This window comes from Clostridium saudiense (assembly GCF_000577815.1).
Lineage (GTDB): Bacteria > Bacillota > Clostridia > Clostridiales > Clostridiaceae > Clostridium > Clostridium saudiense.
On the sequence record NZ_CBYM010000015.1, the window covers coordinates 1 to 15,097 of the forward strand.

At 27.1% G+C, this 15,097-nt stretch carries 13 protein-coding genes; 1 reads left to right on the forward strand and 12 read right to left on the reverse strand.

Annotated features, from left to right (window positions below):
- Positions 1-93: 93 nt before the first annotated feature.
- The 12 genes from TY07_RS08975 to TY07_RS09030 form a co-directional block, all read right to left on the reverse strand.
- Entirely contained in the window at positions 94-681 is a 588-nt protein-coding gene (locus TY07_RS08975; protein WP_042398394.1) for a protein kinase family protein, read from the reverse strand.
- Positions 682-928: 247 nt separating this feature from the next.
- Positions 929-2,107, reverse strand: coding sequence for a glycoside hydrolase family 130 protein (locus TY07_RS08980; protein WP_042398397.1), 1,179 nt, complete (start codon positions 2,105-2,107; stop codon positions 929-931).
- A 3-nt stretch (positions 2,108-2,110) separates the two neighbouring features.
- A complete protein-coding gene (locus TY07_RS08985) occupies positions 2,111-3,283 on the reverse strand; it encodes an AGE family epimerase/isomerase (protein WP_042398400.1) in 1,173 nt (390 codons plus the stop codon).
- 245 nt (positions 3,284-3,528) lie between these two features.
- Positions 3,529-4,470 carry a glycoside hydrolase family 113 gene (locus TY07_RS08990; RefSeq protein WP_042398402.1) on the reverse strand — a complete coding sequence of 314 codons (942 nt, stop codon included), beginning with the start codon at positions 4,468-4,470 and terminating at the stop codon, positions 3,529-3,531.
- Between the two features lie 15 nt (positions 4,471-4,485).
- Positions 4,486-5,088 (reverse strand): hypothetical protein, encoded by a 603-nt coding sequence (locus tag TY07_RS08995; protein ID WP_042398405.1) that lies wholly within the window; start codon positions 5,086-5,088, stop codon positions 4,486-4,488.
- Positions 5,089-5,245: 157 nt separating this feature from the next.
- Positions 5,246-6,136 (reverse strand): carbohydrate ABC transporter permease, encoded by an 891-nt coding sequence (locus TY07_RS09000; RefSeq protein WP_242833246.1) that lies wholly within the window; start codon positions 6,134-6,136, stop codon positions 5,246-5,248.
- Positions 6,126-7,010: a carbohydrate ABC transporter permease gene (locus TY07_RS09005; RefSeq protein WP_042398408.1), complete on the reverse strand. Its 885-nt coding sequence runs from the start codon at positions 7,008-7,010 to the stop codon at positions 6,126-6,128. Before TY07_RS09005 ends, TY07_RS09000 begins: the two co-directional genes overlap by 11 nt.
- Positions 7,011-7,140: 130 nt before the next feature.
- Positions 7,141-8,439 (reverse strand): ABC transporter substrate-binding protein, encoded by a 1,299-nt coding sequence (locus TY07_RS09010; protein ID WP_042398411.1) that lies wholly within the window; start codon positions 8,437-8,439, stop codon positions 7,141-7,143.
- 456 nt (positions 8,440-8,895) lie between these two features.
- A complete protein-coding gene (locus tag TY07_RS09015; protein ID WP_042398414.1) occupies positions 8,896-9,606 on the reverse strand; it encodes a GntR family transcriptional regulator in 711 nt (236 codons plus the stop codon).
- Between the two features lie 38 nt (positions 9,607-9,644).
- Positions 9,645-10,562, reverse strand: coding sequence for an ROK family protein (locus TY07_RS09020; protein ID WP_042398417.1), 918 nt, complete (start codon positions 10,560-10,562; stop codon positions 9,645-9,647).
- An 83-nt stretch (positions 10,563-10,645) separates the two neighbouring features.
- Positions 10,646-11,938: an ABC transporter substrate-binding protein gene (locus TY07_RS09025; protein ID WP_042398420.1), complete on the reverse strand. Its 1,293-nt coding sequence runs from the start codon at positions 11,936-11,938 to the stop codon at positions 10,646-10,648.
- 9 nt (positions 11,939-11,947) lie between these two features.
- Positions 11,948-13,216 carry a response regulator transcription factor gene (locus tag TY07_RS09030; RefSeq protein WP_042398422.1) on the reverse strand — a complete coding sequence of 423 codons (1,269 nt, stop codon included), beginning with the start codon at positions 13,214-13,216 and terminating at the stop codon, positions 11,948-11,950.
- A 99-nt stretch (positions 13,217-13,315) separates the two neighbouring features.
- Here TY07_RS09030 and TY07_RS09035 point away from each other — a divergent pair, with 99 nt between their 5' ends.
- Complete coding sequence (locus tag TY07_RS09035; protein ID WP_042398425.1) at positions 13,316-15,082, forward strand: sensor histidine kinase; 1,767 nt, start codon at positions 13,316-13,318, stop codon at positions 15,080-15,082.
- Positions 15,083-15,097: the final 15 nt, after the last annotated feature.

A 15,097-nucleotide genomic window follows, 5' to 3' on the forward strand; every position in this document is an offset into this window, starting at 1 on the left:
TAAAAAAAGCTAAAGTTAATAACTCTTACAATTTTAATCTACATATATTTTTTTACAAGAAAAAGGGGCTTAATAATTAATAGCCCCATAATTTTATATCCTAATTTTCTTAAAATATTGATCTATTTTTTTATTCCATTCTTGTGCTGTTTTTTTATCAATACTATATATCCCACTTAAAAATATTTCCAAACAATCTATTCCTTCAAGCCCTTTCATTAAATGCCTTGGATAATCAACCTTTCTTTTATAGCATTGTTTTGGGTCTATTACCTTTACTCTTTCATTTTCATTTACATATATATCTCTACATCTCGCATCAAGCTTTGTAAACTTTAAAGCTTTAAATTCATTAATTAATCTATACAAATTATAGATTAATTGCTGACTTAATCCATTTTCTTGAATGTAGTGGTCAAGCCTTTTACCATTTACCATTTCTCTTAATATATAATACTCCCCATTTTTATATATCCTAGGAAAATACTTAGACTTTTTGACTTTATATAATATATCTGCTTCGCTTTTACAAATATTTTTATCAGTAAATATTTTTATTGCTTTATTTCCTGGCACTTCATAAACAATACCATTATGACCTTCACCTAATAACTTAGCATCTTTAAATAGACTTTCTAACTCTTTATCAAAGTCTGCTGAATATGCATATGTCCTAGCCATTGTCCCCTACCCTTTATTAATATTTATACTATTATATTAATTAGTGTATGCATTTATAACAACTATTGCTAGTTACGTATTTTCACCTTTCAAATTTATAACGAAATAAATAATAAGTAAAAATAATTAAATAAAATTTTCAATTTTATTTTTCATTATCCATTACTATTTATATATTCATATTTAACTTATTACAGAAATAAAGGCAACTCCATTTCTGTAATCGCCTTTATTTTTGTTAGATATATTATTTTTCATTCTTTAGCAGCTCTTCATTTTTGTTTATAAGCTCCTGTCTTTGTGCTGTACAAAGAAGTGCTCTATAAGGATCTGCTGGTGTATTGAATGTATAATCTATTAATTTATCTACTGTAGTTGTAGCAACATGTAATCTAGTATCACTTGATGCATAGTAGATATTTACATTATTATTTTCATCAACTGTAAGTCCATTACAGAAGATTACGTTAGAAACATCACCAACTCTTTCATCATCATAAGGAGCAATAAAATGACCTCCTGGTAATGCAATAATCTTTGTTGGATCTTCTAAATCTGTTGCAAAAGTATAAAGAACATATCTTAATCCTGCAGCAGTATTTCTAACGCCATGTCCTACATGTATCCATCCCTTTTCAGTTTTAATTGGAGCTGGGCCTTGTCCATTTTTCACTTCATAAACTGTATGATATTTCTTCTCATGCATTATTTTTTCTTCACTAACAACAGGATTAGTCATATCATCACAATATCCGTAAGCAATTCCTCCACCTGATCCTGTAGAAATAAATCCATCTTGTGGTCTAGTGTATAAAAGGTATTTACCATTTACGAATTCTGGATGTAATACAACATTTCTTTGTTGTGGAGATGGAGTTTTTATATCTGGTAATCTTGTCCAAGTTTTTAAATCAGTAGTTCTTACTAAACCTGCTTGGGCCACTGCTGAAGATGTATCTCCTGGTTCTGCATCTGGATCTTTCCTTTCAGAACAGTAAATTCCATAGATATACCCATCTTCATGTTTAACAAGTCTCATATCATAAATATTAGTTTCTTCTTTACAGGTATCTTCCCATTGTATTAATGATTCAAATCTAAAATTGTCTAAACCATTTTCACTTGATGCTAATGCAAAAATAGATTTTCTATCTAAACCTTCAGTTCTTACAACTAAATAATATCTTCCATTTAAATAAATAGCTCCTGCATTTAAAGTTGCATTTACTCCTAATCTTTCCATGAAGTAAGGGTTAGTTTCTTTATTTAAATCAAATCTCCATTCAACTGGTACATGATGTCTAGTTATTACTGGATATTTATATCTATCATAAACACCGTTATACCAAGTTGTATCTATCTCATTTTTTCTTGTTATTAATTTTTCTTGTTCTTCCTTTAATGCATAATATTTTTCATGTATCATTTCTTATTCTCCTATTCTCTTCATAAATTCTAAACAAAATCTTCCATTGTGATAAGGTGTTTTCCAAGGTTCAATAACACTTCTTTCAGTTGGCTTACCATTTGGTTCTATAGACCAATACCATTCTCCACCTTCTCTTGGATCAACCATATTTTTCATAGTATATGTCATTAAATTATTAACTATATTTAAGAATGATTCATCATGAGTTCTTTCATAAGCATTTAAATATCCTACCATAGCTTCAACTTGAACCCACCAAACTCTTGTATAATCTTTAACTCCATTTTCTGATTCATTAATTAAAGAACCATCCTCTTGAATTTGTGCTTTAATGTTATAAGCTATGTCAATTATCATTTTTTCAATAGATTCATCTTTTAAATTTAATGCCTTATAAGCATCATCTATAAGCCAGCTTGCCTCAATATCATGACCATATGATTTAACATCAATAATTGTATTCCATTCACTATCAAAGAATATCTTTAATAGGTGTTGCTCTTTATCATAAATTTTATTATAGAAAGTATATATAAGTTCCTTTAATCGCTCACCTACAACTCTATTATTAGTTACAGAATAAAGATTAGTATAACCTTCTAAAACATGTAAATGTGTATTAGTTGTAATTTCAGCGATGACACCATTTTCACTTAACATTTCATTTGGAGTTATATTCCACTCTCTATCAAACTCTTCTAAATACGCTGAATTTTCTTTATTGAACCCAATATTTTCAACTAATGAGAATAAATTCATTGCTAAATCTAAGGCTTGTTTATCTTTTGTTGCTTTATAATATTCACTTAACGCATATATAGCAAATGATTGACAATATACATGTTTTCTAGTGTCTATAGGATTTCCTAAGTAATCAACCATCCAATACACACCTTTGAATTCTTTATCTATTAATTTATCTCTTAAAAATTCGTAAGCATGTGTTGCAGCTTTTTTATATTCTTCATTTTTTGTTGCACAATAAGCCGCTGAGAAGAACCATAATATTCTTGATGTTTGAATTCCACCTTTTTCACTTGTCTTATTAACTTTAAGATCATAAGTTACTTCTCCGTAGAATCCACCATTTTCATTATCAATTAACTTAAGCCAAAATGGTCCTAAATTATTTAATAATTCTTCTTCTGCCTTCTTCCTTAAATCGTAAATCATTTAAATATCCTCCACTTCCTATATATTAATTTTGAAATAATTTTCTTTCAAAATAAACTCACTATATAGTGGGTTACACAATTATAATATGTTAACATTTTCATCTATTCAATTAATCTATATTAAAATCTTATTAATTGCTAATTTTTAATAATATTTGTATGTTTTTTATTTTTTATAAATAAAAAAAGCTATAAAATCAAACCTGTTTATTGATTTTATAACCTCCATACTATTATATTAATTTATTCACTAAAATACTGAAAAATCAAATTTTCAGCTTTCTTAAACTTAACATTATAATCTTTTTCATATTTATCCTTTGCATTTTGAGGTGACTTAATTGGCCAATCCCACAAACAAAAGCCTTTGATAAATCCTCGTCTAGAACTTTCTTCAAAAAGTTCTTTAAAATAATTATATTGATTTTCTTCACAAACTTCTCCTGTTTCAATCAAAAACCAATCATTAGGCATCTTCGAAGCACCTTTAACTGATGGACATCCTGCCTCTGTAAATATAAAAGGTAGGTTAAATTTTTTACATACTTCTTCAATTCTATCTAATTCCTTAGAAATTGTACCTACTGGATAATATCCCGATGATGAAATATAATCTAATGCATCCCACCATTTAACATTATGCTCCTGATATTTATCACAATTATATGTTAATGCTCCATTATATATTCTCCTTATATTTTTCACTAAGGATTTCCATTCATCACACCTATGATCAGTTCCTACTAACTCACAACCTATTATTAGAATATCAACATTATTCTTTTGACAAAATTGAGCATAATGAATTATATACTCACCATAACTTTTAAACCACTCTTCCCATTTTGGTTCACATGGAACATCCTCATCAAAAAATCTAATATATGCTCTCCAATATCCATCAGAAACATTTAACATTGGCTTAACTAATGTCTTTAATCCCTTATCTTTAGAGTATTTAATTAGATCTTCTAACTGATTATCATTAGGCATATGACTGCCTGTCCAATCTATTGTTGTTGAATAACAATGATCTTGCTGTGCTGCAAAAGCAAAAGTTACTGCATTTATATTACAATTTAAAATTTGATAATCTATTTCTCTCTTTGCATCTTCTAAATTAAAATCATTCTTCCAATGCCATGTTATAAAGTTAAAACTTTTTATGTCAAATTCTAAGTTCATAAAAATCTCCTTAATTTATCTATTTATCTTTACTGCATCTATAGTACTTCTATTTATTTTTACAAACATAGCTGAAATAATAGCAATAGCTAAAATAACTAAAAATTCTTTTCTAAATATTCCTACTGCCATAAATAAAGCAAATAAAACTGTTGTTGTAAATAATTTTTTAGGTTCCATAAACATTATTGCTAATGCATCAATATATTTAATAGGTCTTTCTTTCGCAATTACATATAAAGAATAATATCCCCAGTACATCGCTATAACTATATATAAGTATACAAAGAAATAATTTAATGTACTTGCAATCGGTGAATCTATTCTTCTTAACATAAATATTGCAATTACTAAACTCAATGTGTATAAACCTGTTATTATTGCAGGTTTTTTATTCTCTTTAAAATATTTTTTCATTCCTGTGTTAAATATTTTTAAAACACCTGAATATCCATCAATTTCATCATTGAATAACATTATTGAAATTTCTATGTTAGTAAAAACTACTGGAACTATTGTTAATGCAAATAAACCTATTGCAAGATAGCATATAGATATTATATTGGTTATTAGTAAAACATATAAAATATGAACGAATCTAAATGTCTTTTCCTTCACTGTTATCACCTCTAAAAATTAGTTTAGAGTTAGTAGTTTTTAGTTAATAGTTAAGGATGAAACTACTAACGCAGTTTCTAAAAATATATTTTTTCTAAATTCAGCTAAAGCTAAATTTACCCCTTAACTACTAACTCCTAACTCCTAACTATCAAAGCTATTTTACCGCTCCTGCTGTAAATCCGTTATAGATATATTTTTGTAATGATAAGAATACTATCAATGTTGGAATCATAATTAAGATAACTCCTGCACAAATAACATTCCATTGTCCACCATATGGTCCCATGAACTTATAAAGTGAAGTTGCAAGTGTTCCCATATTATCACCTGGCGCATATAAGAAAGGTGTATAGAAGTCATTATAAATACCAACTCCACGAATTATTATAATTGTAGCTATAGCTGGCTTTAATAGTGGAACTATTAACTTTCTAAATATATAGAAGTATGATGCACCTTCAAGCATTGCTGCTTCATCATTTGAATATGGAATAGAATCCATAAACTGCATCATTATGAAAATACTCATAACATCTGCTCCTAAATATAATACTATTGGAGCCCAAAGACTATTATATAATCCAAGTTTACTCATTATTTGGAATGTAGCAACTTGAGTAGTTACCATTGGTAAAAACATTGGTACCATGTAAACAAGTAATATTGCTTTCTTTAACTTAAAATCAAATCTATGCAATACATATGCAACCATTGCTCCAAGTAAAATTGTACCTGTTAATGAAATTACCATTATGAATGCTGTATTAAAGAAACCTCTCATCATTCCACCTTGTATGAATGCAGTTTTGAAGTTATCTAAATTTAAAAAACTTTGTGGTAATGCTAACTTGTTTGAAGAGTAAAATTCATTATATTCCTTAAATGATGCTAAAAATATAGTTACTATTGGAAGAAGAAATACAATTGATGCTACTATTAATGATAAATATTTTAATGTTTTAAAAAATATACTTTTTGCTCTTAAAGCAAGTACTTCCTTATCCATCCTTGCTTTTGTTGCATTTATTTGAGTGCTACTTTGCATACTCTTTTTCCTCCTTAAAGAATATATTTTGAATTAATGCTACTGCTGCAACTATAAGCATTACTATAACAGCCATTGCTGATGCTTTACCTACTTTATTATAAGTAAACGCTGTCTTAATTGTTTCAATAACAAATGTTGAACTTCCATTTGATCCACCAGTCATAATATATGGTATTTCAAATACTGAAATTGCTCCTGAAATATTTAATATTAAGTTTAATTGAATAATTCTCTTAACTGAAGGTATATAAATATATCTTATTTTTTGCCAATCTCCTGCACCATCTAGGTCTGCTGCTTCTAAAACTTCATCTGAGATTGATTGTAAAGCCCCTAAGAATATAATAAAGTTATACCCAAAAAATCTCCAAATTGATGTAAATGCTAAAGAGAAATTAACATAATGAGCATCACCAAGCCATTGTCTAATTATACTATCTAATCCTAACATGCTAAGTACAGTATCTAATGTTCCATTCGGTTGAAAGAAGAATAAAAACATTAATGATATTGCAACACCATTGATTAAATAAGGGAAAAAGAACAATGATTTAAAGAAACTTTTACCTTTAATTTTAGAATTAATTATTACTGCAAAAACGAATGCTAAAGCTAACTGTATTAAACCACCAACAAAATAATATAAACTATTTTTTAATACTGAAAAAACTTCTGGATCACTAAATATATTTATATAATTTTCTAGTCCAATAAACGTCTTAGCTCCATAACCCTTCCAATTAGTAAAACTGTAAGATATCATATTTATTGCTGGTAAATATGTAAATACAAACAGTAATGTAAGTGGAATTAGTAAGAATAGTGCTATTATAAATTTCCTTTGTGTTTTGTAACTTACATTTTTAAACACAGTTTCTCCCCCTTTACGACTTCTTTCCTTTAATATTGCTACTCTCTATTTACATTAATTTAGAGACTTTAATATATAAACAATTTAATAATTAGAGGGGAAATCCCCCCTAAATTATTTATATAAATTATTATTTAGATAATTTTTCTTTGTTAGTATTCCATTTATTGTTATAATCTTCAATAACTTTATCGAAATCTGCTCTGCTCTTCTTAGCAGCTATTACAGCATTTTGAATATATTCACCAACCCAGAATTTAGTTCCTGATTCATTAGCTATTTCAGTAGTTAAATCGCTTGCTGCTTGATCTGCTTCTGCTGGATCTGCAAACATTAATTCAACACCAGATTCTTGATACTCTTTAACAACTGGATTTCCAGAAGTAAGATTTTGGTTAGCAGGAATAAATCCACAGCTATCTAAGTAATCTAAAGAGTTAGCAAAGAATATAGCAAAATCTTTAGCTTCTTCTTTATGTTTAGAATATTTGCTTACACCTAAATAGTTATCTGGACCCGCACCAGCTTTTAATTCTCCTGAGTTAGTTGCTGGGAATGGAGCAATTCCAATATCATCAGCATTTGCTTCATTTGCTTCTTGAATTTGTGATACTGCCCACATACCTAAAGTCATCATACCTATTTTACCGTTAGCCATATCAACTTTTGATTGTTCCCAGTTAGTTGTAGCTAAATCTTCTTCAACCCAACCTTCACTAACAAACTTATAAAGGATTTCTAACATATCCCCTGTTGGCTTTCCAGCTGAGAATGGACTTTCCATTTTTCCCATATCTCTATAGTAATATGGATTTCCGTAAATTACTGAAGAAACAGCATCATATTGGCTTAATGGCCACATATCAGCTGAGTTAATAGCTACTGGAACTACACCTTCTTGTTCATTAATTTTTGCTAATGCTTCATATAATTCATCTAAAGTTTTTGGGAATTCATCATATCCAGCTTCAGCAAATACTTTTTTGTTATAAACTACACCATCTGCTCCTAATCCATTTGGAATACCGTAAACTGTATCAGTATTTAAATCAGCTCTTTCACTTACTCCAACATAATCACTATAATCCTCTAATGATCCTAATGGTTCGAAGAATTCTCCTAATTCTTCAGCTTTGAAAGCTGGTAATATATTTAATACATCTCCGTAGTCTTGAGTATTCATTCTTGTTTGAACTATACTTTCATAATCAGTGATTGCTTCCCACTCTATTTTTACACCTTTTTCTTCATAGTACTTATCTGCAACTGTTTTTAACACAGTATCTTTTATATCTGTTCTATGTGTTAAAACCTTTAAAGTAACTTCACCTTTTCCATCTCCACCATCAGAAGCTGTTGATGAACAACCTGCAAAAAGTGATGTGGCTACTACACTTGCACAAATAACACTTAATAATCTTTTTTTCATTGTAATTCTCCCCCTCGAAAATTTATCTTTTTCTTATCATTTAGCAAACGTTTTCCTGTTTACATTCTTTATTTTACAAACTTTTAATTCACTATTCTATGTTTTTGCCATTACATCATAATTTTGATTTATAAATCGTATAATTTATTTATAATTAAATATTTATCTATTAATTTTTGTTAGTTTTTCTAATAATTCTATTTTTATATGTTTTCAAATCACTTTTAAGTATAAAAAAATAGGTAGAACTTATAATTCTACCTATTTTTATAACAACTCAACTCGTTTTAGTCGCTGAGTACACTAAAGTGTACCTTCAACTAACTAAATCTAAGATTTAAAGTTTCAGGCAAGTTCGATTAACTAAATCAAGATTTAGAATCTATTTTAAGGAAACTCGACTCCTTTCAGTCGCTGAGTAAGTTCGATTAACTAAATCAAGATTTAGAATCTCACTTATATGACTGTTATAGTTTTAAATTCGTATTTATCATATCTATGTCTTGCAAAAGAATATTCAAAAGCCTTTCCATTTTCTAAATAAGCAACTCTTTCAACCTCTATAACTGGTTCATCACTTTTTAGCCTCAAATAATTTCTATCATTTTCATTACTTTTATCTGCCCTAATAGTTGAATGTGCACTTTGTATTTTTAATCCTAGCTTATTTTTAATATATGAATATATTGATCCTTCAACATCATCAATTTTTATACCTGGAATTATATTTATTGGCATATATGTTTTTTCAATAACTATTGGTTCGTCATCAACATACCTAACCCTATTTATTAGATATACAAAACTGTTCTTTTCAATCTTCAACATATTAGCAATCTTATTATCAGCATTAATTACTGTGAATTTTAATACCTTACTTGTAACCTTATGTCCTATATTATTATATGTTAATCCTGAAAATTGCTTTTTATCCATTATTCTATTTATCTCTTTTTCAGTAATATCCTTAATAAAGGTACCAGATCCTCGCCTTTTAACAATTAACCCTTCAGAAACTAATAGATCCAAAGCCTTTTTTACAGTCATTTTACTTACATTATATTTTTCACATATACCTTTTTCAAATGGTAATCTTTTATTAGGTTTATATACACCTTTAAGCATATCTTCCTTAATATCAATTGCTATGATTTCATATTTATTCATTTAGCACTTCCCTTGTAATTATTATTTAAAATAATACCTTATTTAATTTCAATAGGTAGTTCCTGCTTTTGAAGAAAGTTATATAAAGCCCCTAACTTGTTAGCATCATTTCCATAGATACATTTTCTTATTACTGGTATAACAGTTGCATATTCATTAGTATCTAATATCTCTTTAACCTTATTTGTAATATCATCAATTATACCTTTTCTTTCAGAAACTGCTCCACCTAAAATTACAGTTTCTGGATCATATGTGTATTGTATATTAATTATCCCTATAGCCATATAAGTAAAAAATTTATTAACTTCTTCAATGGCAATTTCATCTCCTGAATCATATAATTCAAATGCTTTTCTACCATCAAAGTTATTAATATCTAACCCTTTTCTTTTTGCTATTGCCTTAGCTAGTGCAAAAGTTGATCCAACATCGCTCCATACTAAAAGCTTATTTTTATCTACGTCACAATCAACTATACAATATCCAAATTCACCACCGTGCATATGTGCACCTGTATGTATTCTTTTATTTTTTACAATAGCACCACCAATTCCAGTTCCACAAACAATAAATGCAGAATCATCATTATCTTTAGCTGCACCTAACCAACATTCACCTAAAGCTGCACAATTTGCATCATTTTCTATTTCAACTTTTAGCCCTGTTTTTTCTTGTAATACTTCTTTAAAGTTAATTCCATAAATATATGGTATAGCACTTTTACTCTTTATGCTTCCTTCTACTGAATCAACAGCACCTGGTGCACTTATTGCTATACCTTCTAATAAAAATTGTTCTTTATAAGTTTCAACTAAGGACGCTAATTCTTCAAAAAACTCCTCTAGAGTTTTAGAAATTCCAATTTTACCACTAATCAATATTTGTCCTAAATCTGTTATTACTGACCATTTAACAGCTGATCCCCCAATATCATATACCATATAATTTGCCATTTTTATCCCTCCATAAGTAAACGAAATCATCAACTTCCTTTAATAAGTATATACTTTATTTTTATCGTTGTCTATACTTTTGTTTATTTGTTTATTTGTTCATTCCATTTCAGATTAATTTCATTTATCAATCTATCTATATCGTCTTCAATTATAAATTTCTGAACAAATGCAGCATCTATTCCACATTCTTTTTTTATTTGTAAAAACTCATCTTCTAATCTAGCTACCTCCATTGATTGCTTACTGATATAATCTGAATAAGTTATTATTGGAATATTTAATTCACCTAGTTTCTCTAATACTTCTTTTGCCTCCTTATCTTCTTTCAAAGGAGACATTATGTTAACTGCATTTGCATATCTATTGTTTTCAAATATAAATTTTAAAAATGCCTTTGCTGTATCTGGATTATCAGTCGTATTAGAAACAGCATACATATAATCGCCATAAACTTTTATAGTGTTAGTTTCTGGTATAGGAAACATCCCTAATGAATCTATATTCATACCCATATCTTCTAACTGATATATAAAATCTGAATTCCAAATTGCCATTGCAATTTTTCCTTCACTCATATCATTTTTAAATTGTTGCCAATCATAATTAAATAGATCTTCTTCGGCATACCCTCTATTAACAATTTCACGTACTAAACTTAAAGACTTGTACAATCCGCCATTGCTATCCATTATCTGCCTATTTTCATTCATAACATCATTTGATAAATTATTATCAAACAAATGTGGTATAATATCTGTCCATAAATCCATAGTCCACGACTGTCTGTAATTAATAGCAATAGGAGTTATGCCCAACGCCTCTATCTTGTTACATGCTTGAAACAATTCATCTATTGTAGTTGGTAATCTATCTATATTTGCCTGTTTAAAGATATCCTTATTGTAAATTATCCCTTGCCATGTTATAGATGTGTTTAAGCAATACAAACTATAATCATTACCAGTTCCCATAAAATAATTATAAATATTAGAATCATTAAATCCTAAATCATCTAATGCTAAAAAATAATTTCTATATTCATTTTTTGAAATTGTTGATGGAACTAATGTTACATCTGGTAACTCACCAACCGATGCTTTTCTTTGTAATATAGATTGTGCATCACCAATTAGCTCTAGAGTTACATTAACCTTTGGGTTAATTTCCTCAAATTCTTTTATTAATGCTTCAATTTCTACACTCTTATCAGTTCTATTGCTTACAAAGGTAATATTCCCTTCTAAATTATCACTTACTTTAATTTCAGTGTTAAAATTCATTCCTATAAACAAAACACCCATTCCTATTATTGGAATCACCAAAGCAATTAATATTAAAATGATCATTTTTTTATTATTGCCCATATTAATCATATCTCTACCCTACCTTGCTATACTCTTCTCTCTAGCCTTGTTATTTCTGAAGTTATTTGGTGTTGTTCCTGTAATTTTCTTAAAAGCTCTTCCAAATGTAATAGAATCATTATATCCAACGCTTTCAGCTACTTCATATATCTTTAAATTTGTTGTAACTAATAATTCCTTTGCTCTTTTGACTCTATAGTTTGATAAGAATTCATAAAAACCTTCTCCAGTTTCTTTTTTAAATAGTTCTGATAAGTAATTTTGACTTAAAAATACTTCATCAGCTACATCCTTTAAGGTTATATTATTATTGAAGTTCTTTGTTATAAATTGAATTGCTAATTTAATTGATGTTGCACTGTATAAATTTTTATCATCTTCTAATATATCTGATAATTCATTTAAATCATCAACATAGTACTTTTTTGAATTTTTATTGTATAACATTTTCTCCTTAACTTTTCTAACTAATTTAGAATGCTCTCTTACTTCCCAAATTTTATTAGTACATTCTAATATAAATACGCTTATTCCATTTTCTATAAATACATTAGATTTCTCATCAATTAGATTTGTTACATCGCTAATATTACTTATTTCATTTCCATTAAAATAGAAAACTATATAAACGTTATCATTATAAAGAAAATATATATATTCAATTTTATTATTATTAGAAACTTCTTTAAAATAACTATTTAATAATTTATTATTAAACTCTTTTTCTTCTTTATTTATCGGAAGTACGACCATTTGATAGTAATAACCTTCATCTAATTGAATATTTTCTAATAAACTTTTATCTGTTCTTATATTAATATCTGAGTTTGAAAATAATAAATGTTTAAAAAAATCCTTCTTTATGACTTCAATAGATTTAGTCATAATTTTATCTTTTTTCTTTAATTCTTCAATTTTTATTTCAACTTCTTCTACAACCTTTTTTAATTCATCCTTTTTGATTGGTTTTAATAAATAATTAAATGCTCCATATTTCATAGTATCTCTAACATATGTAAATTCATCATATCCACTTAACACTAGAAATATTGGTGGATGCTTTAATTCTTTATTAGCTTTTTCTACGAATTGTATTCCGGTCATAATTGGCATTTTAATATCAGTTATTACTAAATCAACTTGTCCATCATTTTCCTTTAAATATTCAAATGCTAACAATCCATTCTGAAAATCTCCAACTATTTCATGATTTTCAAATAATTTATTCAATATTTTTATTAAACCCATTCTAATAATTTTATCATCATCTACAACAATTATTCTCATAAACCCTCCTAATATTGAATATTTTTGAAATTTCCTATATATTTAAATTAACACAAAATTTATGATATGAAAATATTTTTTTTAATAATAGGGGATTTTATGATTTTAGATAAAAATTTATCAATAAAAAAACTTACAATTTTAACATTTATTATTATGTATTCTTTATTTTTTATAATGACTATAATTAATCTCTATTCATATTCACGCTATGAGTTTAGTAAAAATGATAAGCTTATTAAAAATTTTAATACAACTCTTAGTCAACAGCTTTACGAAAAGTTTAATAATCTTTCTGAAGTATCAAAATACCCTTTAATAATACCAGAAATAGATAAGTTACATTCTACTTTAACTTCAGATGAAAAATATGATATAGCTGATTATAATTATTTAAATTATCTTTGTGAAATGATGCTTATTCAAAGCAAATCAATAAATGGTGCTTTTATTTATAATTTATCTGGTGAAGGTGTTTTTTCATCTAGAAATACAACTAATTCTATAATAAAAAATGCCTCTTCAGAAGAATGGTTTTCTAATGCTTTAAATGATTCTAATGCAATTACATTTTTACCAAATATGAAATCAGAAGATATTTTTCAATATACTTCATCTAATAATAATTCATTAATTGGTGTAGCTCGTCAAATAATTAATTTAAAAACTCAAGAAATTACAGGTATCTTATTATTAACGCTTCCTATAGATGAGCTATTGGATATATTAACTAAAGATTTACCTTATGATAATCAAATTCTTTCTTTATATACTCCTAATGGTGATTTAATAATATCAAATAATTATGAAATCAATTTCACTCAGTATTTCAAAGATTTTAATTTCATTAGCAATTCACCAGTTATTAAAACAATTACTAATATAGATCCATATGTAACTACATCTAATACAATACCTTTAACTAATTGGATACTATTAAGTGCAATACCTAATACATCTGTATATACTATTAACAGTTTATATATTTTCTCTTTTGTTACTAACATTGTATTTTGTTCTATATTGTTTTTAGTTTTATACAATTTATTTATTCAAAGAATATTTAACCCTATTAATTATCTCATAGATAATATGGATAAAAGTAATATTGAAAGTAATTTATCATCCGAATTGTTATATGAAAGAGAAGATGAAATTGGTATTTTGGTTAAATCCTATAATGAAATGAAAAGCCGTATACATGATTTAATAAATATTAATTATAAAAATAAAATAGAACAAAAAGATTTAGAACTGAAACAACTTCAAAATCAAATTAATCCACACTTTATTTACAATACCTTAGAATCGATTCATATGATGGCTGAACTTAATGATGATGAAGAAACGTCTATAATGGCTGAATACTTTGGTTCAATCATAAGATATAGTATGAATAGAAAAGTTAATACTGTTAAGCTTAGAGAGGAACTTAATATAATAGATAATTATATTTACTTACAAAAGATACGCTTTGATCAATTATTTATTATTGAAAACTTAATTACTGAAGATGTAATGGAATGTGAAATAATAAAAATGATTATTCAACCACTTATTGAAAATGCAATTTATCATGGTTTGAGTGAGTGTAGTAGTAATGGAAAAATAATTATACAAGGACAAAAAGTATGTAACCAACTTCTTTTAACTATTTCTGATAATGGAATTGGTATAGACACTGATACTCTTAAAGATTTAAATGACTATATAAATGATAAAAACAATAAATTTAAAGGCATTGCTTTAAGGAATATTAATAGACGTTTAAAGCTTAATTATGGTGAAAAATATGGACTTGAAATATTTAGTGTCTTAGGTAAAGGAACATCAATGGTTTTAACTTTACCTTATATTGTTAAATAAATTACTTTAAAGTTA